Genomic DNA, 23044 nt, shown 5'->3' with positions numbered 1-23044 from the left:
GAGGTTAATGACATGCTCCTGACATCTGAAGATAAGGTCTATCGCAAAATAACCCGCAGGCTCATCCCGTTTCTGATCCTGTGCTATTTCTTCGCCTACCTTGACCGCGTCAACGTCGGTTTCGCCAAACTGCATATGCAAGATGCGCTGAACTTCAGCGACACGGTTTATGGCCTCGGCGCCGGGATTTTCTTTATCGGTTACTTTCTGTTTGAGCTGCCGAGCAATCTGCTGATGCAGCGCTTCGGCCCGCGTTTCTGGATAGCCCGCATTATGGTGACCTGGGCGGTGCTGTCGGCGGCGATGATTTTTATCAGCACCCCGACGCAGTTTTACGTGCTGCGCTTTTTACTGGGCGTCGCCGAAGCCGGATTCTTTCCGGGCATCGTCTTCTATCTGACGCTGTGGTTCCCTTCCTGGCGCTCCGCCCGCACGCTGGGGCTGTTTATTCTGGTCACGCCGCTCTCAACCATTATCGGCAGTCCGCTGTCGGGGCTAATTCTGACGCTGTTTGAGGGCGTGGAAGGGCTGCATAACTGGCAATGGCTGTTTCTTGTCGAGGCGATCCCCTCTTTTGTGCTGGCGTTTGTGGTGTTGCGCTATCTCGATAATGACGTGAAAGCCGCACGCTGGCTGAGCGAAACCGAAAAACAGGTGGTCATTGACGATATGGCGAAAGACGCGCTGAACCGCGAGCGCGCCCGCCACGGCAAAGCCGATCGCAGCCTGAAAGATATGTTTAACAACGGCTATGTCTGGCTGCTGGCGCTGATCTTTTTCAGCTTCAACATCGGTTATTACGGCATTAATTTCTGGCTGCCGTCGATCATTAAAACCTCCGGCGTCAGCAACGATATCTACATTGGCTTACTCGCCGCGTTGCCGTATGTGTGTGGCGCGGTGTTTATGGTGTGGAACAGCCATCACTCCGATCTGAAGCAGGAGCGCCGCTGGCATATCGCCGTCCCGGCGCTCATCGGCGGCATTGGCCTTGCGCTGAGCGCCTGGTGCAGCACGTCCACCTTCTGGATGATGACGTGGATTTGCCTTGCGATGTCCGGCACGCTGGCGCTCATTCCCACCTATATCAGTTTGCCGGGCGCGATGCTGTCCGGCACCGCCGCCGCGGCAGGCATCGCGCTGGTCAATTCCATCGGCAACCTCGCCGGTTTCTTCGGCCCGACCGTGCTGGGCTGGCTGAAAGACGCCACCGGCCGCACCGACACGGGGCTCTACATTCTGGCTGGCTTCCTGCTGCTGTGCGCGCCGCTGATCCTTGCCCTGCCCGCGCGGCTGGCGAACCCAACAAAACGCCTTGCGGCATCTGACCCCCATGATGAGCAGTCTGACACTGCCCCTTCTGTCGATGCGACGGCACGTCGCTAACTGATGTAAAAGAGGATGACTATGAGCTGTAACGAAGGATGCGCCCACTGTAGTACCCATTTTAATCCGATACTGGAAGGCGATAACGGCGCGCTGAAACGCGCGCTGTATAAATCGATGGGCCACACGGACGAACAGTTGCGCCGCCCGGTCATTGCGGTGGTCAACAGCTATACCAACGCCACCGCCGGGCATGTCAATCTGAACGAGCTGACGGCGAACGTTTTACAGGGCATCGATGAAGCGGGCGGCGTCGGGATGGTGTTTGGCACTATCGCGCCCTGCGACGGCATCGCTGAAGGGCATCTGGGCATGCGCTACATTCTCGCCGCGCGGGAAGTGATTGCCGCCTCGATTGAAACCATGGTGCGCGCCCATCGCTTTGACGGCATGGTGCTGCTCGGCTCCTGCGACAAAATCGTCCCGGCGATGCTGATGGCCGCCGCCCGTCTGGACATTCCGGCGATTATGGTAAACGGCGGGCCGATGTACCCGGCGCAATACCAGGGCAAGCACTGGGATGGCAATATCGTCACCGAAGCCATCGGCTGGAAGAAACGTGGAGAGATAACCGAGGCCGAGTTCGCCCACATCGAAAACATTGCAGAGCCCGGCCCCGGCTCCTGCACCATGTACGGCACCGCCAACACGATGTGCTGCATCGCTGAAGTATTAGGCATGAGCCTGCCGGGCAGCAGTACGCTACCCGCGATTTCAGCGCAGCGCCGTACCTGTGCGACAGAAACCGGGCGTCAGGCCGTGAAGCTGGTCACCCATGGCATGAATGCCCGCCAGCTAATCACCCCGGAATCCATCCACAATGCGATGGTTTATCTGCTGGCGACCGGCGGCTCAACCAACGCTATTTTGCATTTGCAGGCCATTCACTATGAAGCCGGTCTGGGCCATCTGCCGCTGGCGGCGTTTGACGCGCTCAGCCATCAGGTGCCGCTGGTGGCGTCGTTATATCCGGCATCGGAATACGACATGATCGATTTTCATGAGGCAGGCGGCGTCCCGGCGGTGGAGCGGGAGATCGCCTCGCTGATGAAGACGTCCGCCCTGACGGTTTCCGGGAAAACCAAAGCGCAGCTCATTGCCGCAGGCCCTCGCAGCCCGCGCCCTGACGTTATTCATACCTTAGCCATCCCGGTGCGTAACGAGGCGGGCGTGGCGGTATTGCACGGCAATCTGTCGCCGCTGGGCTGCGTAGTGAAACCCGCTGCCGTTCCCGAGCATTTAATGATCTTCCGTGGCCCGGCCGTGGTGTTCAACAGCGAACAGGAGGCCGTGGAGGCCATTATGTCCGGCAGCATTCCGCCTGGCAGCGTGCTGGTGTTGCGCTACGAAGGGCCGAAAGGCGGGCCGGGGATGCCGGAAATGTATAAACCGATGAAATGTCTGGAAGGCATGGGGTTATCTGACCACTGCGCGCTGATCACGGACGGGCGTTTCTCCGGCTCGAATCGCGGCCTGTTTGTCGGGCATATCTCGCCGGAAGCGACCGACGGCGGCGCGCTGGGCCTGGTGAAAGACGGCGATGAAATCTCCATCCATATTCCGGATCGCCTTCTGATTTTACATGTGGATGACGACACGCTGGCCCTGCGCCGCGCCGTGTGGCAGCCGGTCTATAAGGAAGTCCCGCGCGGCTTCCTGCGTCTCTATCGCCGCTGGGCGCTACCCGCCGCGCAGGGCGCCGTGCTGGCAGACCGGGAGGATGAGGCATGAGTAACGCTTATGACGCTGCCAGTATCGCAGGCGTAAATCCCATCGTGGCGATGCCGTTTACCGCGAACGGCGATATCGACGAGCGCAGCTTTGTTCGCTTACTGGAGCATCTCGCCGCGACCGGCGCGGATGGCGTCACGCTGTTTGGCATCGCCAGCGAGTTTCCCAAACTCAGCGACACAGAGCGCGATCGGCTGGCGCAGAGGTTTATCCATACGCTCTCCGGCAGCCCTTTATTTCGCGCCCTCTCTGTGACCGATCACAGTACCGAGCTGGCGGTAAAACGCGCCAGAAAGTATCAGGCGCTGGGCGCTGACGCGCTGATGTTGCTGCCCCCATTCTTCCTGCAACCTCGCCCGCAGGCTATCCAGGAACATATTTTCGCGGTGCTGGAAGCGGTAGATATTCCGGTGATGGTGCAGTACGCGCCGGGTGAAACCGGATTGTCTGTCCCGCCGGAACAGCTGGCGGCCGTGGCGACGCGCTACCCGCACGCGGTGTTCAAAATCGAATGTAACCCGCCGGTGGAATATACCCGGGCGTTTCTCGCCGCCGCGCCGCAGGCGGGCGTGCTCAATGGCTATGCGGGCCTGTATATGCTGCAAATGCTGGAGGCTGGCGCCAGAGGCGTAATGCCTGGCTGTTCGTTTACCGAAGTCTATGTGCGGATTTACCGCCACTGGCAGGCGGGGGAGGAAGCCGAAGCGCAGGCGCTGCATCAGCGGCTCCTGCCCTGGATCCGGCAGTGGATGAGCCATTGTGAGTACATCATCCAGGCGGAAAAAACGCTGCTGTACCGCCGGGGCATTATCGCGAGCGACTACTGCCGCCATCCAGGCTGGCCGCTGACGCAGGCCGATCGTCAGGCTATTGCCCGGCTTATCGAAGAATTTTCCTTGTGAGGGAATAACGCCATGACATTACAACAGACCCCGCGCGTGGTCATCGTAACCGGCGCCAGTCAGGGGATCGGCCACGCCATCGCCAGTGCCTTTTTAGCGCACGGCGACCTGGTGATCGGCTGCGCGCTCCCGTCTACTGAAAACGCGCCGCAGGCTCAGGCATTGCTGGCGGCCTGGCCCGGGCAGTTTTTTTACTTTTCCGTGGATGTGACGCAAACCGGGCACATCCGGCAGTTTATTGAGGAGGCGCTGGCGCTGGCGGGACGCATTGACGTCGTGGTGTCGAACGCCGGGAAAAATGTGTTCGCAGGGGTCGATTGCAGCCTGGAAACGTGGTCGCATAATCTTGAGCTCAACCTGCGCTCGCACTGGTTTCTGGCGAAATGCGCGCGTGAACCGCTAACAAAAAGTCATGGGGTGATGTTAATCATCACTTCTAACCATGCGTTTTCCACAATGCCAGGCTGCGCGCCTTACAACATCAGCAAGCGCGCTCTGCTTTCGCTGGTGCAGAGCCTCACCATCGAATGGGGCCCGGAGGTTCGCACCGTGGGCATCGCGCCGGGGTTTATCGACACCGCTGGCAACCAGGCGTGGTTTGACAGCCACCCGGATGCGCAACGTGTGCGGGAAAAAACGGTACGTAAACATCCGGTCGGGCGCATTGGCCGTCCTGAAGAAGTTGGCGAGCTGTGTCTGTTTCTGGCAAGTGAGCGCGCCGGGTTTATTGCGGGCACGACTATCGTCATGGACGGCGGACGCAGCGCCCTGATGCAGGATGAAGACGAGGCCTGAATGAAAACGGGGAGCGCCTGGCTCCCCGTCTGTGATGTCATCGCTTCTCGCGCGTGAAATTTACTGCACTTCGCGCGCGTCGATGCGCAGCTCCTTCGGCACTTCGAAAACGATGTTCTCTTCACGGCCGGTCAGCTCATGGGCATCGCTGCCGCCGAGCGCTTTGAGGCGCGTGATGACGTTCTGCACCAGAATATCCGGCGCGGAGGCGCCTGCGGTCACGCCTACACAGTCGGCGGTTTTCACCCAGGCTTCCTGAATGTCGTTCGCGTCGTCGATAAGATAGGCCGTTTTGCCCATACGCTGGGCCAGCTCCGCCAGACGGTTGGAGTTGGAGGAGTTTTTCGACCCGACCACTAACACCACGTCCGCCTGCTCCGCCAGCGCGCGCACGGCTTCCTGACGGTTGGTGGTGGCGTAGCAGATGTCGTCTTTACGTGGGCCGACGATTTTCGGAAAACGGCTGCGCAGCGCGTCGATCACCTCGGAAGTGTCATCCACTGACAGCGTCGTCTGGGTCATAAAGGAGAGATTATTTTCATCCTTCACGGTAATTTTCCAGACATCATCCGGCGATTCCACCAGGTACATGCCCCCTTCCGGGTTGCTGTACTGGCCCATCGTGCCTTCCACTTCCGGGTGTCCGGCGTGGCCGATAAGAATGGCTTCTTCGCCGCGGCGGCTGGAGCGCGCCACTTCCATATGCACTTTGGTCACCAGCGGGCAGGTAGCGTCAAACACCGTCAGATCGCGGCTTTTCGCTTCATTGCGAACCGCCTGAGAGACGCCGTGGGCGGAGAAAATCAGGATCGCGCCATCCGGCACTTCGCTGATTTGCTCGATAAAAATCGCGCCGCGCTCGCGCAGGCTGTCCACCACATAACGGTTATGCACGACTTCATGGCGAACGTAAATAGGCGCGCCGTAAATGGCCAGCGCGTTTTCCACAATGCTGATAGCGCGGTCCACGCCTGCGCAGAAGCCGCGCGGGTTAGCCAACAGGATCTGCATCAGAACTCTCCAGCGCCGGATCGATCTCCAGCACGTCTATATCAAAATGAAGGGTATGCCCGGCGAGCGGATGGTTGAAATCCACCGTGATGGAGTCGCCGTTGATTTCACGGATGACGCCCGGCATTTCGCTGCCGTCCATTGCGGTAAAGAGCATGATAGCGCCAATGTCCGGCTCGCCCGCATCGATAAACTCGCGGCGGGAGAAGTACTGGATAAGATCCGGGCTTGGCGTGCCGAAAGCGTCTTCCGGCAGGAGCGTAAACGCTTTTTTGTCGCCAGCATGCAGGCCGAGCAACTCGCGCTCCAGGCCCTGCGACAGCGAACCGTCGCCCAGGCGAAACAGCGCGGGTTTGCCGCTGTTGCGGCTGGACTCCGCCGTGGAGCCGTCTTCAAGCTTCAGCGTAAAGTGCACAAGCACCGCGCTGTTGCTCTGTATGGATGTAGACATGCAGGTTGCTCACTTATTTTGGGTCGTCTGTTTGCCCGGAGCGCTACGCTTACCGGGCCTACGGAAGGCCGCACATTCTGTGGGCCGGGTCAGCGAACGCCGCCCGGCCAGGATTTACGCCGTGGCTTTCTGTTTAGAAGGCAGGAAGCCTTCCAGCACGACTAATGCGGCGCCGATACAGATAGCGGTATCGGCCAGATTGAACGTCGCGAAGTGCCAGTCGCCGACGTAGAAATCAATCATATCGACCACAAAGCCGTGCCACAGACGGTCAAACAGATTGCCCAGCGCGCCGCCAATAATCAGCGCGTAAGCAATATTGTTGAGCTTCTGGCTCGCCTTCGCGCGATACATCATGACCGCCAGCAGCACGCAGATACCGATAGCGATACCGGCGAAGAACCAGCGCTGCCAGCCGCCTTTGTCCGCGAGGAAGCTGAACGCCGCGCCGTAGTTGCGCGCATAATGCAGATTGAGCGACGGGAACAGCGAGACGGTTTCCCCCAGCGCGAAGTGCTGGAGGATTAACGCCTTGCTACCCAGATCGACAATCAGCACGACCACCACCAGCCACAGCCAGCGCAGACCGGTTGAAAGAATCGGTTTACTCATCAGGCAAACTTACGTTTTTCGCCGTCACCGGCGACGTTGCTGACACAGCGACCGCAGATTTCTGCGTGTTCCGCCACCTTGCCGACATCGGTGGTGTAGTGCCAGCAGCGCGGGCACTTCTCACCTTCGGCTTTTGCGAGCGCCACTTTCAGCCCTTTGAGCAGTTCGCTCTGCTGGGCATCGGCGGCGGCGCTGGCATAATCCTCAACCTTCGCCTGCGAGGTCAACAGGACAAATCGCAATTCCTCGCCAAGCGCGGTGAGTTTAGCCGCCAGCTCTGGCTCCGCGTACAGGGTGACCGCCGCTTCCAGCGAGCCGCCGACTTTCTTATCGGCGCGCGCCTGCTCAATCACCTTGTTCACTTCGCCGCGCACTTTCAGCAGCGCGTCCCAGTAAGCGTCGTTCATCGCTTCGGTATCGGCAAGACCAAACAGGCCGTCGTACCATTCGCCGGTAAAGACGTACTTCTCGCGCTCCCCCGGCAGGTAGCCCCACACTTCATCAGCGGTGAAGGAGAGGATCGGCGCCATCCAGCGCACCAGCGCTTCACTGATGTGATAGAGCGCGGTCTGGCAGCTGCGGCGCGCCACGCTGTCGGCTTTCGCCGTGTACTGACGGTCTTTGATGATATCGAGATAGAACGAGCCCATTTCGATGGAGCAGAAGCGCATCAGGCGCTGCACCACTTCGTGGAAATCGTACGCTTCATACGCTTTCACGATATCGTCCTGCGCGGCTTTCGCGCAGCCGACCGCCCAGCGATCCAGCACGACCATCTCTTCCGGTTTCACCATATCTTTTACCGGATCGAAACCGTTCAGGTTCGCCAGCAGGAAGCGCGCGGTGTTGCGGATACGGCGATAGCTGTCGGCGGCGCGCTTTAAGATCTCGTCAGAGACGGCCATCTCGCCTGTGTAGTCGGTCGATGCCACCCACAGACGCAGAATATCGGCGCCCAGTTTGTTCATCACATCCTGCGGAGAGACCGTGTTGCCGATGGATTTCGACATCTTGCGGCCCTGACCATCCACGGTGAAACCGTGGGTCAGTACCTGGCGGTACGGCGCTTTGCCTTTCATGGCGGTGGAGATCATCAGCGAAGACATGAACCAGCCGCGATGCTGGTCAGAGCCTTCGAGATACATATCCGCCGCATGGCCGGAAAATTCCGGGCGCACGTCAACCACAGACGAGTGGGTAGAGCCGGAATCGAACCACACATCGAGCGTATCCGGCACTTTTTCATAAACATCGGCGTCATCGCCCATGATGTCGCGCGGGTCGAGATCCCACCACGCCTGAATGCCGTCCTGCTCAACGCGTTTTGCGACTTCTTCCATCAGCTCCAGCGTGCGCGGATGCAGTTCCTGCGTCTCTTTATGAACGAACAGGGACATCGGTACGCCCCAGGTGCGCTGACGGGAGATACACCAGTCAGGGCGGTTGGCGACCATCGATTCGATACGCGCCTGGCCCCAGTCCGGGATCCACTGCACGCCTTTGATCTCTTTCAGCGACTGCGCGCGCAGGCCTTTTTGATCCATACTGACGAACCACTGCGGCGTGGCGCGGAAGATGATCGGCGTTTTGTGGCGCCAGCAGCACGGATAGCTGTGGACCATTTTCGCGACATTCAGCAGCGCGCCTTTTTCACGCAGCAGCTCAACGATCTGATCGTTCGCTTTGAAGACGTTAACGCCATCCAGACCCGGATACGTGCCCGGCAGATACGCGCCGTCCGGACCGACCGGATTCGCAATCTCCAGACCATATTTCTGGCTGATGGTGTAGTCGTCAGGGCCATGGCCGCCCGCGGTATGCACCGCGCCGGTACCGGCGTCGAGCGTTACGTGCTCGCCGAGAATAGCCGGAACGTCAAAGCCCATGAACGGGTGCGTGAAGCGCATCAGCTCAAGCTGCGCGCCTTTGGTTTCGCCCAGCACGGTGTAATCGGCGACGTTGATGCGCTTCATCACGCTCTCAAGCAGGTCTTTCGCCACGATCAGCGCCTGGCCTTCAATCTGCACCAGCACATAGTCGATTTCAGCATGCAGAGAGATAGCGCGGTTCGCCGGCAGCGTCCACGGGGTGGTAGTCCAGATAACCAGTGATACCGGGCCGTTAACGGTCTGCACGCCGAATTTCGCCGTGACCGCCGCAGCGTCTACCGCGTTAAAGGCGACGTCGATGGACGGCGACGTTTTGTCGTAATACTCCACTTCCGCTTCAGCGAGCGCGGAGCGGCAGTCGACACACCAGTGCACCGGCTTGGCGCCTTTGTGCAGGTGGCCGTTGCCGATGATTTTACCGAGCGCGCGGATGATGTTGGCTTCGGTTTTGAAATCCATGGTCAGGTACGGGTGCGACCAGTCGCCCAACACGCCCAGACGGATAAAGTCTTTACGCTGGCCGTCGACCTGAGTCGCCGCGTATTCACGGCATTTGGCGCGGAATTCGGCCGCGGTGAATTTCTCACCCGGCTTGCCAAACTCTTGTTCCACTTTCAGCTCGATCGGCAGGCCATGGCAGTCCCAGCCCGGCACGTACGGAGAGTCATAACCGGCAAGCCCTTTGGACTTCACGATAATGTCTTTCAGAATCTTGTTAACCGAGTGACCAATATGAATGCTGCCATTCGCATACGGAGGGCCATCATGCAGAATGAAGGTTTTTTTGCCTTTTTTGGCTGCACGAATGATGCCGTACAGGTCATCATCGGTCCAACGCGCCAGCATTCCCGGTTCGCGCTTGGCGAGATCGCCGCGCATCGGGAACCCTGTTTCCGGCAAATTCAGGGTTGATTTATAGTCACTCATCAGATTCTCGGTTCCGTATTTCGGTTTGATAATTAGCCGATTCAGGCGTTACGCCGGTGTCGGTAGCCCAAAAAAGTCGCGGGCGGTGATCACGTCTCTGGCGATTTGCGCCTTGAGTTCATCAAGCGAGGCAAACCGCTGTTCATTGCGTATTTTTTTACGCAGCACTACATCTATATGGCGGCCGTAGAGGTCGATTGCAACGTCCAGCAGGTGAACTTCCAGCTGCTGACGGAGGCCGGCCACCGTCGGGCGGGTGCCGATATTGGCGACGCCGGGCAGCGGTTTATCGCTGATGCCCAGCACTTCCACCGCATACACGCCCTTAACGGGCGAAACCTGACGGCGCAGCGGTAAGTTCGCCGTCGGGAAACCTATGGTGCGCCCGAGCGCATCGCCGTGAACCACGCGCCCGGAGATGGCGAATGGCCGTCCGAGCAGGTTTTCCGCGAGGCTTAAATCGTCCTGCGCGAGCGCCTGGCGTACGGCGGTGCTGCTGATACGCACGCCCTCTTCGCAAAACGTTTGCGTGCTGGTGACTTCAAAGCCATATTCGCGCCCGGCCTTCTGTAATAACAAGAAATCCCCTTCGCGACCAGCGCCAAAGCGGAAATCGTCTCCGGTCGCCAGAAATTTCACGCCGAGACGCTCTACCAGCAGATCGCTCACGAAGTTCTGGGCCGTCAGCGCGGCAAAGCGGCGGTCGAAGCGAATGCACAGCACGTAATCCACGCCGCAACGGGCGAGATAGCGCAGCTTTTCACGCAGACGGGTGAGCCGCGCAGGCGCTTTATCGGCTGCGAACAGTTCGAGCGGCTGCGGCTCGAAAATCATGACCATGACGGGAAGGCCGCGTTCGCGCCCTTGCGCGCATAGCCCGCTCAGCAAAGCCTGGTGACCACGATGCACGCCATCGAAATTGCCGATGGTCAGCACGCAACCGTGATGCTCAGAGGTGAGATTATGTATGCCGCGTATCAGCTTCATGACTGGCTCAGAACAGTGAAAATCGTCGGATTATACCTTGTACAGCCTTTAAGGTTAACCGACGATTTGGCCCTGTCAGCCATAAACCGGCAACGATTTCATCGCGCTGCGTCAGGGTTTCGCACTGAACGTGAATTTTGTCCCACAAAGACTGTATTCGCACGAGGCAAGCTGGTAGAATCTTGCGCCATCACTACGTAACGAGCACCGCATAACAACGGCGCTTATTTGCACAAATCCATTGACAAAAGAAGGCTGAAAGGGCATATTCCTCGGCCTTTGAATTGTCCACATAGATCATATTTGGGAGTTGGACCTTGGCTAATATCAAATCAGCTAAGAAGCGTGCCGTTCAGTCTGAAAAGGCCCGTAAGCACAACGCAAGCCGTCGCTCTATGATGCGTACTTTCGTTAAGAAAGTGTACGCAGCGATTGAAGCTGGCGACAAAGCTGCAGCACAGAAAGCATTTAACGAAATGCAACCAATCGTGGATCGTCAGGCTGCTAAAGGTCTGATCCACAAAAACAAAGCTGCTCGTCATAAAGCTAACCTGGCTGCACAGATCAGCAAACTGGCTTAATCGCCGTTGGTTGTCGCTTTGTTGAAAGCAGTTTGTTAAAAAAACCCGCATCTGCGGGTTTTTTTATGCCTGATGATTTATTTTGGCGGGACAAACAGCGCCGAGTAGTCGCGATTACAGATGCGCTGCACCGCCGGATGCTGGATCATCCTCTCCGCAAAAATCGCGTGATACTCTTCCATCACGTTATCCATGCGCCCTATCTCAACAATATTGTCATCTTCGTAAAAATCGTGCGCGTAGAGGCTTGGCGCGACGAATACGGCATTATGCGCCGCGCCAAAGGCTTTCATTAGCGCCGCGTCGTCAAATTCACCGAGGATTTCCACTTTCAGCCCTTGTGAGTGGATCCAGTTGAGTAATTTACGCCCGAGCATGGAACGACGCCCCGGTATCAATAGCCGACGCTCTTCAAGACACGCCGGGAACGGCTTTATCGGCGCCGGGCTCTGACACCAGAAGCTCACGCTGCATTCACCGATTTTGACGGAAAACAGGCCCGCCTGCTGCGTGGAGTCGATGGGGCAGTCAGAGATAATCATATCGAGTTTATGCTGGCTCAGCTGTTCCAGCAGCATCTCATGCGTCGATTCAAAACAGCGCAGGTGGATTTGCTCATCTTCCACCACCGCCGCGTCCAGCACGCCGCTGACCAGCCTTTTGGAAAGCGCATCCGCCACGCCGACATCAAACAGCAAATGGGATTCTTTGCGGTAGTTGATGATGTCCAGCATCTCCTGGCTTAACGTAAACATCCGGTCGGCGTAACGAAAGACCAGTTGCCCGAGTTCGCTGGGCTCAAGGCCCCTTCCCTTACGCTTAAACAGTTTGCCCTGTAGCCTCTCCTCAAGCGCTTTTATCTGCCCGGTGATGGTTTGCGGCGTAAGGTAGAGCGCTTCGGCGGCACCCACGACCGATCCTTCCTTACAAACCTGCCAGAAATAATATAAGTGGTTGTAATTGATATGAGACATAAACGCGCGTTCTCTCTGGCGTCCCTGAGGGCAAAGCGGCCTTCGCTCCGAAAGGCCGCATAATCAAGCGGGCGTTAACGCGCCCCGGATAAATGGCTGCGCAACAGCGCATACCCTATGACCGCAGCCAGTAATGAACCGACCAGAATGCCTAGCTTCGCCCAGGTCACCAGCGCGGCGTCAACATCACCGAAGGCCAGCGACGCGATGAAAATGGACATCGTAAAGCCAATACCGCACAGCACGCCGACGGCCAGAATCGTTTTCTGACTGACGCCCGGCGGGAGCGTGGCCCACTTAAGCTTGACGGCCAGCGCGCAAAACAGGCTGATGCCCAGCGGCTTGCCGATAAACAACCCGGCAATAATGCCCAGCGGCAGCAGTGAGGTCAGGCCCGCCAGCGTGACGCCCTCAAGCGAAACGCCTGCGTTGGCGAAGGCAAACAGCGGCAGGATCATAAAACCCACCCACGGGTGCAGCGCATGCTCAAGCGAGCCTGCGGGCGAATGCCCTTTTTCCGCTTTAAGCGGCACGAAAAAGCCGATAATCACGCCCGCGAGCGTGGCATGCACGCCCGATTTCAGCACCGCCGTCCAGAGCACCACGCCCACCAGAATATAGACGCCGACGCGACGCACGTTGCAGATATTCAGCACGGCCAGTACGGCGATAGCGCCTGCCGCCACCATCAGCGATACCATCGACAGCGAACTGGTATAGAACAGCGCAATAATCACAATCGCGCCCAGATCGTCGATGATAGCGAGCGCCATCAGGAAAATTTTCAGCGCAGGCGGCACGCGGCTGCCGAGCAGCGCCAGAATACCCAGCGCGAACGCGATATCCGTCGCCGCCGGAATAGCCCAGCCCGCGCGCGTTATCGGGTCCTGATAGTTAAACGCCAGGTACAGCGCGGCCGGAAGCACCATGCCACCCAGCGCGGCGATGACCGGCAGCGAAGCCTGCCGACGGCTGGCGAGCGAGCCCAGTACCAGTTCTCGCTTCACCTCCAGCCCCACGACCAGGAAGAACACAGCCATCAGGGCGTCGTTCACCCACAGCAGCATGTTCTTTTTAATCTCCAGCGCCCCGAATTTTAATTCTACCGGCGTGCTGAGAAAGCCTGAGTAGAGATCCTGCGTGGCGTTAAGGTTTGCCAGAAGCATGGCCAGCGCGGCGGCGGCAATCAGCACAATGCCACCCGCAGCGTCACTTTTAAAGAAACGTTGTACCGTTTTTATCATCATTGTCCATCCAGAATTATGGAGTCACATCTCCATTTACTTACACCAGGTATAAGGATAGCGTGGATTACTCATCGGAAAAGCAGTTTATTCAACCGATAATATTCGATAAAAACGAGTAATCAGAATAGCGTCAGGACAAAAGGCGGGCATAAAAAAAGCCCCGGTAATCCTTACCCGGGGCCAGAGTTCCGCTCAAATAACGGGCGGAGTGGAAAAATACGTCAGGAAGCAAGACGATTAGTACGCTCCCAAATCGGTCCAGACCTGATAAGGCCCGCTGTTGAGATCGGGCTGTTCGCCCTGGGAATACCAGTTCACCTGATAGTTATGCCCTTTCCAGCTAACCTTCTCGAAAGTGCCCCATTTCGCGCCATAAATGGTGCTGGCATTCCAGAGCGCATAAGGCGCGTTGCCGGAGCCGCTGGTATCAGGCGTCGGGGTGGGAACGGGAGTCGGTTCCGGATCCGGGACCGGCGTCGGCGCAGGCGTATCGCCGCCGGTGGATGAGGAGCTTGCCGGTACGGCGGTGACGACAAAACGCTGCTGCGAAGATGGCTCATTCTTGCTGTCACGTACAAATAGCGTGAACTGGTAATCGGTGCTCTGGGTAACTACCGGCACATCAAACTCAATCACGGCCGCGCTTTTATCCGCCACGGTGATTGTCGACGGCACGCCCCAGCTGAAACTCAGCGCATCGTTATCTTCATCGTGCGACGCCTCGCCGGAAAGCTGAATGCGTGAACCGCCGACCACGCGCAGCTGAATGGCCGCCACCGGCGCATGGTTGATGGTCGGTTGCGGCTCGCTGTCGCTGCCGCTGCTATCCGGCTCGGAAACATTAATGCCTTCGAAATAGAACGGCTTCATCTCTACCGTCTGGGTTTCGATTTCATAACCGAGCCCTTCGCGCGCGGCGTTCACCAGCACGCCGTTATCCTGGTCGATAGTCCAGGTAAACAGCCCGCCAAGGTTACGCGACGCGGCATACTGGCCTTTGGCTTTTACCGAACGCGGCGTATCAAGCGACATAAACAGTTTGCTTTGCGGGTTGTAGAGGTAGTCCGCATTGGCGACTTTATCGGTATAGACGTTAAAGCCGTTACGCCCTTTCTGGTTTTCCAGATCCAGGTAGTTATAAATGGTGTCATACCATTCAGTACTGCCGGATTCGAAAGTCCCGGTGGTGGTGCCGTTGCCCGGGGTGTAAGCGCCCTTAAGCGGCGAGAAGCTTTCGATAACGGCGTTACGCGCGTTGCGGGTATACCCGGCATAACCGATGTTGATACGATCGGACGGGAAGCCTTCGGCAATCAGATAATCCACCACCGCCTCGATACTCCAGCCGCCCGCCGTGAGCGGCGTCAGGTTGGTATGGTGGGTCAGCGTGTCAGCCCACGGCGTGCCGAAGAAGTCATAGGTCATCACGTTAATCGCGTACAGACCGGCGTTCAGCAATGCCTTAACGTTGGAATATTCCAGGGTAGAAACAACGGCCGAGCTGGCAATGGATATTTTGACATCGCTGCGCCCTGCTGCGCTGAGCTGTTTTTTCATCTCCGCGATAAGCAGCGCATAGTTCGCGCCATCTTCCGGGCCATGCGGGTTGCCGTTGCCTTCCGCATTTGGGTATTCCCAGTCGATATCCACTTCGCTGAACATCGGGAATTGTTTAAAGAGTTTTACGACCCCGGCGGCGAAGGTTTTACGCGACGAGTCCGTCTTCGACATCTCATGGAAGCCGTTACTCATGGTCCAGCCGCCGATACTCATCGACAGCGCCAGCGTGTGCCCCTGCTGCTTCGCTCTTTGTTGCAGATCGCGAAGACCGCCCAACAGCCCTTTGGTGGTGGCCTGCGTTACGGTTGCCGGCTCGATATCCCAGCCGCTGGTAGTATGTCCGCAGTTCACGTAAGACTGGAAATCGCCCCACGGATCCAGGAAGGTCGGTTCGTTGGTGTTTTTATTCGTCTGACGCGCGGCGTTTTCAATGGTGTACTGCTTTTCGCCTTTATCGCCGACAATGCCCAGGAAGCCGAAAACGATTTTGTCATAAGCGGTAGGCGAGACCTTCGCAAGATCATAGCCGCGCCCACGGTTGGCAGGGCTGTCATCCCCTTCCAGACGCCCATCGTATTGCGACCAGTCGGTATAATATCCAAACACTTTTGGTTTATTAGCAGCCTTATATTTGTTATATACCGGTTTCGCCACGCGGGCTGAGGTATAACTATATTTTTCTACTTCGCTTGCAGGATTAAAGCCATCAGCGGCATTACTGGTTTCAGTGAGGCTGTCGCCCTGAATTAATTTACTTGTAGCCATGTTTATTTTCCTTCGTGAAAAGTGAGTGCAGTACTTTCTGCGCTAACTATCATGATCGGCCACTTCTCATTCCTCCAGTCACAATCAATAAAAATGAGATTAAAAAATAGCAATGATTTAAATAGCCATTACAAAACTATAAACAAAAGACATCTTTTTGTTTTTTTCTTTTTAAATTCAACATATTGAAATGTTATATATGATATATTAAATATTAAACCATCTTTAAGTGCCAATTAAGACAAAGTTAATAAGCCCAGTGAATCGTGATCTGGACTACCGTTTCGTCAAATAAAAACCGTTTTTTATTTTATTCTGTGGAAATTAATTAAGCGCATCCCTACTCTTAAAGGCGCCAGAGAACCTCCCGCCATATATTAATATCTGTCCACAGGTGATATATGAAAAGTTATCTGATTAATCACAACTGCCTTTTCACTGAGGCAAATAATGAATTAAAAAATACCGATAACGCATGCGTTATAAAAATGACTACCATGCGGGCACGGTGTTTAAGCTTTATTATTGAAAACGCCAAAAATGGTGTAATTGAAAAGCAGCAAATCGCCGCCGTCTTGTGGGGAAACCGGGGGCAATTCATCAGCGACGCCAACCTGACGCAGGTGCTGTATCTGCTGCGCCGGGATCTGCGCACTCTCGGCATCAACGACCTCTTCGTCACTATCCCCAAACTCGGCATCAAAGTGAATGATGATGTACCCGTCGACATTCTCACCGAAGAAAAAAAGCAAAAGCCTAAACGCGCGCTCTGGACGGTTGCGGTATTTGCCGTGTTTATCGTCTGTGTTCTCGCGCTTTTTACTCTGACGGATATGAGCAACCCATAATCTCTGTGCGAGGAACCATTATGAATCCTGTCATTGACGGCATCCTGAATATCGAAGGGAGTTATGTGAATCATCCGGCCGATCGCGGCGGCCCGACGAAATGGGGTATCACCGAAAAAACGGCCAGAGCGCATGGCTACAAAAGGGATATGCGTGACATGAGCCGCGAAGAAGCTTACCGCATTCTTGAGCAAGACTACTGGATAGCGCCGGGGTTTGATCGCGTCGCGCAGTATTCGCTGCCGGTCGCCTTTGAGTTGTGCGAAGCGGGCACGAATATCGGGCCTTCTATCCCAGCCCGCTGGTTGCAGCGCTGGCTGAATGTTTTCAACGGCCAGCAGAATATTCGCCAGGACTTAACCGTGGACGGCGTTATCGGCAAAAATACATTGAATGCGCTGAAAGCGTACCTGGATAAACGTGGTAAAGAAGGTGAAGGCGTGCTGGTAAAAGCGCTGAACTGTACGCAAGGCGACTACTATCTTGATATCACTGAGAAGCGTGAAGCGAACGAGGCGTTTATCTACGGATGGCTGCGAGAAAGAGTCACGCTGTCATAAAAACAATTGCACAAAGCCCGCTGCTGCCAGCGGGCTTTTTTTGAGCTTATTTTAACAGTGAGGTCCCGCTCAGGAAGTTTTTCACCTTCTCGCTCAGTACCCGTAGTATCGGCGTGGCGAATACGCCTCCGAGCCCGGCGACCATAAGCACCATATTAAAACTCAGGTTGCGATCGATAGCGGCCACACTCAACAAAAAAGCGGTAAAACAGGAGATGGCTATCTGAGCCAGACAATCCATGATGTCTTTATGGGTCTCGTTCCTTTCACGCTTCATCAGATAGCTGACAAAGCCCCCCCACCCGCCAATAGCGATAATGGTTAATAATATTTCCAGTTCAACAAGAACCAGTTTTGGCGTTGCGATATGTGCAGCAATAGACATGATAACCTCGGTAATAAATAGACGATAAATAATTACGCCGTCTGGCGATGCGATAAAGTTAGCAATCTAACCAATAGGACGCTAATCATTTAATATCAACACTCAGGGAACACGCGTATTTTTAGGTTCGCTGTTTTTTTTACTGCCCAGGTTTTTTATGTGATTTACAGGCGTGAGAGAAGCTATTTACGATAATTGATAAGAGTTTGTAGCATCGCAATAACATCTCTGAGTTGATCGCGTTGTGGGTTACTACGATACCAGTTGGCATAAACCTTAATAGTTTCAAACTCTATCGCATCAGGCAGGCTAATTAACGCGATGCGATACTTTCCTTGCGTCTGGAAAAATCGCGCAATCTTTTCTGGTAAAATTGCCACCATGGAAGAGTTTTCAATAATACTTAATAATCCATTTATTGAATCTGTATTATACCCGACAGACAAATGATTATTAAAAAATGAGAAAGATTCATTGTTTCTGATATCCTTTTTTAGCAGCGGCGTTATCGTGTAAGGATGATAAACGGCATGTCTGGAACTAAAAATATTCGCCAGCGATAACTGCGATAGTTCGCAAAGCGGATTTTGTACATGACAGACAGCCGTATAATTTCGATATTGATCGATAATAATCTGCTCAATATCCGGATCGCTAAAATGATGCGTGGCTATCAGCAAATCACTGTTCCCATTTTTCAAATCGCTGATCTGTTGAGCCAAACCTTTTCCTGTTACGGAAGCGTAATGCAAGCGTAAACGGTCAAACACTTCCATATCAAATAGTTGCGAGAAGTAGTACTGTTCGCTGACATCATCGCCCGTAATTTTCATTTCACACCACGGCGGTATCCTGACGTCGTGTTCAAAGGTGGCGTCAATCATATCCAGCACCCGGCTATAGGCACGATGAATTTGGTGAGCGCGCGGCGTCGGCGTCAGGCCCTCGCGGGTGCGAATAAAAAGCTCTTCGTTATAGGTTTGCTGTAAACGTTGAATGGCGAGGGTAATGGCAGCAGGGGTGACCTGAAGTTGCCGGGAAGCGCGTGTCGCATTGCCCGCCGTGATTACTGCATCAAGGACTTTGATCAGATTATAATCAAATTCTTTGACACCATTCTTCTTCTTCATGTTGCGGAGTGTCCTGGCGCCGGGGGAGAGGTAACAAAATATAAGGTTCAGCGTCCTCTGGCAAAATCAATTTATCTCTTCTGTAACATGTCTGGTCTAAAATAGCGGTGTAACCCGCATTATTCCTTCCGCTGTCGGTTGGTTCGTGCTCGCAGATGTTAATATTCGTTCTGAAGCTATTTATACAGATTAAGTTAAAACTGAGCATAAAAAAGCCTGAAACGGTATTTACCATTTCAGGCTGAAGAATGATTCGTTAAAACCGAAGAGTTAACGGGTTAAATCATCAAAGAACTTTTTCACACCGTCGAAGAAGCTTTTTGAACGCGGGCTATTCTTTTCGCCGGTAGGACCGCCGAAACTTTCCTGCAGCTCCTGAAGCAACGCTTTCTGACGATCGTTCAGGCCGACCGGGGTTTCCACCACCACACGGCACAGCAAATCGCCCTGCGCGCCGCCACGGACCGATTTCACGCCTTTACCGCGCATGCGGAACAGCTTGCCGGTCTGGGTTTCATGCGGCACTTTCAGCATCACGCGGCCATCCAGCGTCGGGACTTCGATTTCACCGCCCAGCGCCGCCATCGCAAAGTTGATCGGCACTTCACAGTAGAGGTTATTGCCTTCGCGCTCGAAGATCGGGTGCTGTTTCACCTGTACCTGAACGTACAGATCGCCTGCCGGCGCGCCCTGCTCGCCCGCTTCGCCTTCGCCCGCCAGACGGATACGATCGCCGGTATCGACGCCCGCCGGGATTTTCACCGACAGCGTTTTGGTTTTCTCGATACGACCATGACCGTGGCAGTTGTTGCACGGATCTTTAATCAGCGTACCGCGGCCCTGACAGTGCGGACAGGTCTGCTGGACGGCGAAAAAGCCCTGGCGCATCTGCACCTGGCCCGCACCGTGACAGGTCGGACAGGTCTGCGGCTGGCTGCCAGGTTTGGCGCCGTTACCGTGGCAAACTTCACACTCTTCCAGCGTCGGGATGCGAATTTCTTTCGTGACGCCACGTACCGCTTCTTCGAGCGTCAGCTCCATGTTGTAGCGTAAATCTGCGCCGCGCGACGCGCGACGACCACGTCCGCCGCCGAAGATATCGCCGAAGACATCACCGAAAATATCGCTGAAGTCTGCGCCGTTGCCAAAGCCGCCGCCACCGAAACCGCCGCCGCCCATACCGCCCTGTTCAAAGGCAGCGTGGCCATACTGATCATACGCCGCGCGTTTTTGCGCGTCGGTGAGGATTTCGTAAGCTTCTTTAATCTCTTTAAATTTTGCTTCGGCCTCTTTATCACCCTGGTTACGGTCCGGGTGAAATTTCATGGCCAGGCGTTTATACGCCTTTTTTATTTCACGCTCGTCCGCCGTTTTCGGGACGCCTAAAATTTCGTAATAGTCTTTCTTCGCCATGTTTTATCTGCCCCTGACATGCGTGCACGGGCGTGGAGAAACTCCTACGCCCGTGCCAGTGTTATCTACCCTGCATCAGGGCGATTATTTTTTGTCTTTAACTTCTTCGAACTCAGCGTCAACGACGTCGTCATCTTTCGCATTGTTCGCAGAAGCGTCAGCGGAGCCCGCCTGCTGCTGAGCATGCTGCTGCTGAGCGATTTCCATCAGTTTCTGGGAAACCTGCGCCAGCGCCTGCATTTTCGCTTCGATATCCGCTTTGTCTTCGCCTTTCAGGGACGCTTCCAGCGCGCTCAGTGCGGATTCGATAGCGGTTTTATCATCAGCCGGCAGTTTGTCGCCTGCTTCTTCAACCTGCTTACGGGTGCTGTGCACCAGGTGATCCGCCTGGTTACGGGTCTGCACCAGCTCTTCGAACTTACGGTCAGCTTCAGCGTTTGCTTCGGCTTCACGCACCATTTTCTGGATTTCTTCTTCGTTCAGACCAGAAGAAGCCTTGATGGTGATTTTCTGTTCTTTACCGCTGTTTTTGTCTTTCGCAGACACGTGCAGAATACCGTCGGCGTCGATGTCGAAGGTGACTTCGATCTGCGGCATACCGCGCGGCGCCGGGTTAATGCCATCCAGGTTGAACTGACCCAGAGACTTGTTATCCGCAGCGCGTTTACGCTCACCCTGCAGCACATGGATGGTCACGGCAGACTGGTTGTCTTCAGCCGTCGAGAACACCTGGCTGTGCTTGGTCGGGATGGTGGTGTTCTTAGTGATGAGCGGAGTCATCACGCCACCCATGGTTTCGATACCCAGAGACAGCGGGGTCACGTCCAGCAGCAGTACGTCTTTCACGTCGCCGGTCAGTACGCCGCCCTGAACCGCTGCGCCGATAGCGACAGCTTCGTCCGGGTTAACGTCTTTACGCGGCTCTTTACCGAAGAACTCAGCCACTTTCTTCTGAACCATCGGCATACGGGTCTGACCACCGACCAAGATAACGTCGTTGATGTCTGACACAGACAGGCCAGCGTCCTGCAGCGCGACTTTCAGCGGCTCGATAGAACGGTTCACCAGGTCTTCCACCAGGCTTTCCAGTTTCGCGCGAGTCACTTTGATGTTCATGTGTTTCGGACCGGTCGCGTCTGCGGTGATGTACGGCAGGTTCACGTCGGTCTGCTGCGCAGAAGAGAGCTCGATTTTCGCTTTTTCTGCGGCTTCTTTCAGGCGCTGCATCGCCAGCGGGTCGTTACGCAGGTCGATGCCCTGATCTTTCTTAAATTCTTCAACCAGATAGTTGATCAGGCGGCTGTCGAAGTCTTCACCACCCAGGTGGGTGTCACCGTTGGTCGCCAGCACTTCGAAGGTTTTTTCGCCGTCCACTTCATCGATTTCGATGATAGAGATATCGAACGTACCACCACCCAGGTCATAGACCGCGATGGTGCGGTTGCCGGTTTCTTTATCGAGGCCGTAAGCCAGCGCAGCGGCAGTCGGTTCGTTGATGATACGTTTTACTTCCAGACCCGCGATACGGCCGGCGTCTTTGGTCGCCTGGCGCTGCGCGTCGTTGAAGTAAGCCGGAACGGTAATAACCGCTTCAGTTACCGGCTCGCCCAGGTAATCCTCGGCGGTTTTCTTCATTTTTTTCAGCACTTCCGCGGAGATCTGCGGCGGTGCCATTTTCTGGCCTTTCACATCCAGCCAGGCATCGCCGTTGTCAGCGGAAATGATTTTGTACGGCATGATAGACTCGTCACGCTGTACTTCTTCGTCCTGGAAGCGGCGGCCAATCAGGCGTTTGATCGCAAACAGGGTGTTCTGCGGGTTAGTCACTGCCTGACGTTTAGCCGGCTGACCTACCAGAGTTTCACCATCCTGAGTGTATGCAATGATTGAAGGCGTGGTGCGATCGCCTTCCGCATTTTCCAGCACGCGAGCCTGAGTGCCATCCATAATCGCTACACAAGAGTTGGTTGTACCCAGGTCAATACCAATAATTTTACCCATCTAAACGTCTCCACTAAAAAATCGTCATCATGTGGTATGAACCTGTTATGCGGGCTAACGGTGGGGATTCAACCGTCCACCGCCCTTTTTTTCAGGCTCATCCATTGCGGTTGACTACAAGATGGGGTCAGCTTGTCCGCCATCAAGGGGCAAAGCGCAAAATTTTTTTATTTTCTCCCTTCCCAGATCATAGACGGCGCGAAACGGCCTGATTATGATGCCGCGCCCCGTCACGGAAGATAACGTCCGGGGCGTTACTTTTTGCAAATTTTCTTATTCTTTTGAGGGTTTATGGGCAACATTAAGTTGGCTAATCCGGCCCCCCTGGGGTTAATGGGCTTTGGTATGACTACCATTCTGCTCAATCTGCACAACATCGGGATGTTCCCGCTGGACGGCATTATTCTGGCGATGGGGATTTTCTACGGCGGTATCGCGCAAATTTTTGCCGGTCTGCTGGAATATAAAAAAGGCAATACGTTCGGCTTAACGGCGTTCACGTCTTATGGTTCGTTCTGGCTGACGCTGGTCGCTATCCTGCTGCTGCCGAAGATGGGCCTGGCGGACGCGGCCAACGGGCATTTCCTGGGCGTGTACTTAGGCATCTGGGGCGTGTTCACGCTCTTCATGTTCTTCGGCACGCTGGGCGGCGCCCGCATGCTGCAATTCGTATTCCTGAGCCTGACGGTGCTGTTCGCGCTGCTGGCTGTCGGTCACCTGATGGATAACGAAAGCATCGTACATATCGCAGGCTGGATTGGCCTGGTGTGCGGCGCGAGCGCTATCTGGCTGGCGATGGGCGAAGTGCTGAACGAACAGTACGGTCGCACCGTACTGCCGATCGGCGAGAAACACTGATTTACCCGACGTCGTGCCTGCGGGTACGACG

20 protein-coding genes are annotated in these 23044 nt (G+C 55.5%); 8 read left to right on the top strand and 12 right to left on the bottom strand.

Annotated features, from left to right (window positions below; genetic code table 11):
* Positions 1 to 12: 12 nt before the first annotated feature.
* From AACV31_RS19575 to AACV31_RS19560, 4 genes are read left to right on the top strand one after another with little or no spacing between them, the layout of a single operon-like run.
* On the top strand, positions 13 to 1386 hold the full coding sequence (locus AACV31_RS19575; protein WP_165155855.1) for an MFS transporter: 1374 nt from the start codon (positions 13 to 15) through the stop codon (positions 1384 to 1386).
* A gap of 21 nt (positions 1387 to 1407) precedes the next feature.
* Positions 1408 to 3117 carry a dihydroxy-acid dehydratase gene (gene ilvD, locus AACV31_RS19570; RefSeq protein WP_165155853.1) on the top strand — a complete coding sequence of 570 codons (1710 nt, stop codon included), beginning with the start codon at positions 1408 to 1410 and terminating at the stop codon, positions 3115 to 3117.
* Entirely contained in the window at positions 3114 to 4019 is a 906-nt protein-coding gene (locus AACV31_RS19565) for a dihydrodipicolinate synthase family protein (protein ID WP_075197775.1), read from the top strand. The genes ilvD and AACV31_RS19565 overlap by 4 nt, the downstream gene beginning before the upstream one ends.
* A gap of 12 nt (positions 4020 to 4031) precedes the next feature.
* On the top strand, positions 4032 to 4814 hold the full coding sequence (locus AACV31_RS19560; protein ID WP_075197776.1) for an SDR family NAD(P)-dependent oxidoreductase: 783 nt from the start codon (positions 4032 to 4034) through the stop codon (positions 4812 to 4814).
* Between the two features lie 60 nt (positions 4815 to 4874).
* Here the strand turns inward: AACV31_RS19560 and ispH are convergent, their stop codons facing one another.
* The 5 genes from ispH to ribF all read right to left on the bottom strand — a co-directional run bounded on the left by ispH (position 4875) and on the right by ribF (position 10691).
* The gene (gene ispH / locus AACV31_RS19555) at positions 4875 to 5825 is read right to left on the bottom strand and encodes a 4-hydroxy-3-methylbut-2-enyl diphosphate reductase (protein WP_012815239.1); all 951 of its coding nucleotides are present in this window, start codon (positions 5823 to 5825) and stop codon (positions 4875 to 4877) included.
* The gene (gene fkpB, locus AACV31_RS19550; protein ID WP_004386255.1) at positions 5806 to 6276 is read right to left on the bottom strand and encodes an FKBP-type peptidyl-prolyl cis-trans isomerase; all 471 of its coding nucleotides are present in this window, start codon (positions 6274 to 6276) and stop codon (positions 5806 to 5808) included. The genes ispH and fkpB overlap by 20 nt, the downstream gene beginning before the upstream one ends.
* Positions 6277 to 6390: 114 nt before the next feature.
* The gene (gene lspA, locus AACV31_RS19545; protein ID WP_007699831.1) at positions 6391 to 6888 is read right to left on the bottom strand and encodes a signal peptidase II; all 498 of its coding nucleotides are present in this window, start codon (positions 6886 to 6888) and stop codon (positions 6391 to 6393) included.
* On the bottom strand, positions 6888 to 9704 hold the full coding sequence (gene ileS, locus AACV31_RS19540) for an isoleucine--tRNA ligase (RefSeq protein ID WP_165155851.1): 2817 nt from the start codon (positions 9702 to 9704) through the stop codon (positions 6888 to 6890). Before ileS ends, lspA begins: the two co-directional genes overlap by 1 nt.
* A gap of 48 nt (positions 9705 to 9752) precedes the next feature.
* Positions 9753 to 10691, bottom strand: coding sequence for a bifunctional riboflavin kinase/FAD synthetase (ribF, locus tag AACV31_RS19535; protein ID WP_007769449.1), 939 nt, complete (start codon positions 10689 to 10691; stop codon positions 9753 to 9755).
* Between the two features lie 317 nt (positions 10692 to 11008).
* On the opposite strand from ribF, the gene rpsT reads away from it, so the two are divergent.
* Positions 11009 to 11272 (top strand): 30S ribosomal protein S20, encoded by a 264-nt coding sequence (gene rpsT / locus AACV31_RS19525; protein WP_004386260.1) that lies wholly within the window; start codon positions 11009 to 11011, stop codon positions 11270 to 11272.
* Positions 11273 to 11349: 77 nt separating this feature from the next.
* Here rpsT and nhaR read toward each other — a convergent pair whose 3' ends face one another.
* From nhaR to AACV31_RS19510, 3 genes are all read right to left on the bottom strand, one after another.
* Complete coding sequence (gene nhaR, locus AACV31_RS19520) at positions 11350 to 12246, bottom strand: transcriptional activator NhaR (protein ID WP_105538102.1); 897 nt, start codon at positions 12244 to 12246, stop codon at positions 11350 to 11352.
* Positions 12247 to 12320: 74 nt separating this feature from the next.
* The gene (gene nhaA / locus AACV31_RS19515) at positions 12321 to 13493 is read right to left on the bottom strand and encodes a Na+/H+ antiporter NhaA (RefSeq protein WP_075197485.1); all 1173 of its coding nucleotides are present in this window, start codon (positions 13491 to 13493) and stop codon (positions 12321 to 12323) included.
* A 237-nt stretch (positions 13494 to 13730) separates the two neighbouring features.
* Positions 13731 to 15818: a glycosyl hydrolase family 18 protein gene (locus AACV31_RS19510; protein WP_165155849.1), complete on the bottom strand. Its 2088-nt coding sequence runs from the start codon at positions 15816 to 15818 to the stop codon at positions 13731 to 13733.
* Between the two features lie 401 nt (positions 15819 to 16219).
* On the opposite strand from AACV31_RS19510, the gene AACV31_RS19505 reads away from it, so the two are divergent.
* Together AACV31_RS19505 and AACV31_RS19500 are read left to right on the top strand one after the other, a co-directional pair.
* The gene (locus tag AACV31_RS19505; protein WP_075197483.1) at positions 16220 to 16666 is read left to right on the top strand and encodes a winged helix-turn-helix domain-containing protein; all 447 of its coding nucleotides are present in this window, start codon (positions 16220 to 16222) and stop codon (positions 16664 to 16666) included.
* A 20-nt stretch (positions 16667 to 16686) separates the two neighbouring features.
* A complete protein-coding gene (locus AACV31_RS19500) occupies positions 16687 to 17226 on the top strand; it encodes a glycoside hydrolase family 108 protein (RefSeq protein ID WP_075197482.1) in 540 nt (179 codons plus the stop codon).
* Positions 17227 to 17272: 46 nt separating this feature from the next.
* Here the strand turns inward: AACV31_RS19500 and AACV31_RS19495 are convergent, their stop codons facing one another.
* From AACV31_RS19495 to dnaK, 4 genes are all read right to left on the bottom strand, one after another.
* Positions 17273 to 17611, bottom strand: a complete 339-nt coding sequence (locus AACV31_RS19495; protein ID WP_075197481.1) for a phage holin family protein — start codon at positions 17609 to 17611, stop codon at positions 17273 to 17275.
* Positions 17612 to 17793: 182 nt separating this feature from the next.
* Positions 17794 to 18741: a LysR family transcriptional regulator gene (locus tag AACV31_RS19490; protein WP_165155847.1), complete on the bottom strand. Its 948-nt coding sequence runs from the start codon at positions 18739 to 18741 to the stop codon at positions 17794 to 17796.
* 270 nt (positions 18742 to 19011) lie between these two features.
* Positions 19012 to 20154 carry a molecular chaperone DnaJ gene (dnaJ, locus tag AACV31_RS19485; protein ID WP_012815226.1) on the bottom strand — a complete coding sequence of 381 codons (1143 nt, stop codon included), beginning with the start codon at positions 20152 to 20154 and terminating at the stop codon, positions 19012 to 19014.
* Between the two features lie 84 nt (positions 20155 to 20238).
* Positions 20239 to 22155: a molecular chaperone DnaK gene (dnaK, locus tag AACV31_RS19480; RefSeq protein WP_075197479.1), complete on the bottom strand. Its 1917-nt coding sequence runs from the start codon at positions 22153 to 22155 to the stop codon at positions 20239 to 20241.
* Positions 22156 to 22446: 291 nt separating this feature from the next.
* Here dnaK and satP point away from each other — a divergent pair, with 291 nt between their 5' ends.
* A complete protein-coding gene (satP, locus tag AACV31_RS19475; RefSeq protein WP_075197478.1) occupies positions 22447 to 23013 on the top strand; it encodes an acetate uptake transporter in 567 nt (188 codons plus the stop codon).
* The last annotated feature ends 31 nt before the right edge of the window (positions 23014 to 23044 follow it).

Origin of the sequence: Cronobacter sp. EKM101R (assembly GCF_963888145.1) — a bacterium.
Lineage (GTDB): Bacteria > Pseudomonadota > Gammaproteobacteria > Enterobacterales > Enterobacteriaceae > Cronobacter > Cronobacter turicensis.
The sequence above is the reverse complement of the archived record's forward strand: the minus strand, read 5'-3'. Positions and strand labels throughout refer to the sequence as shown.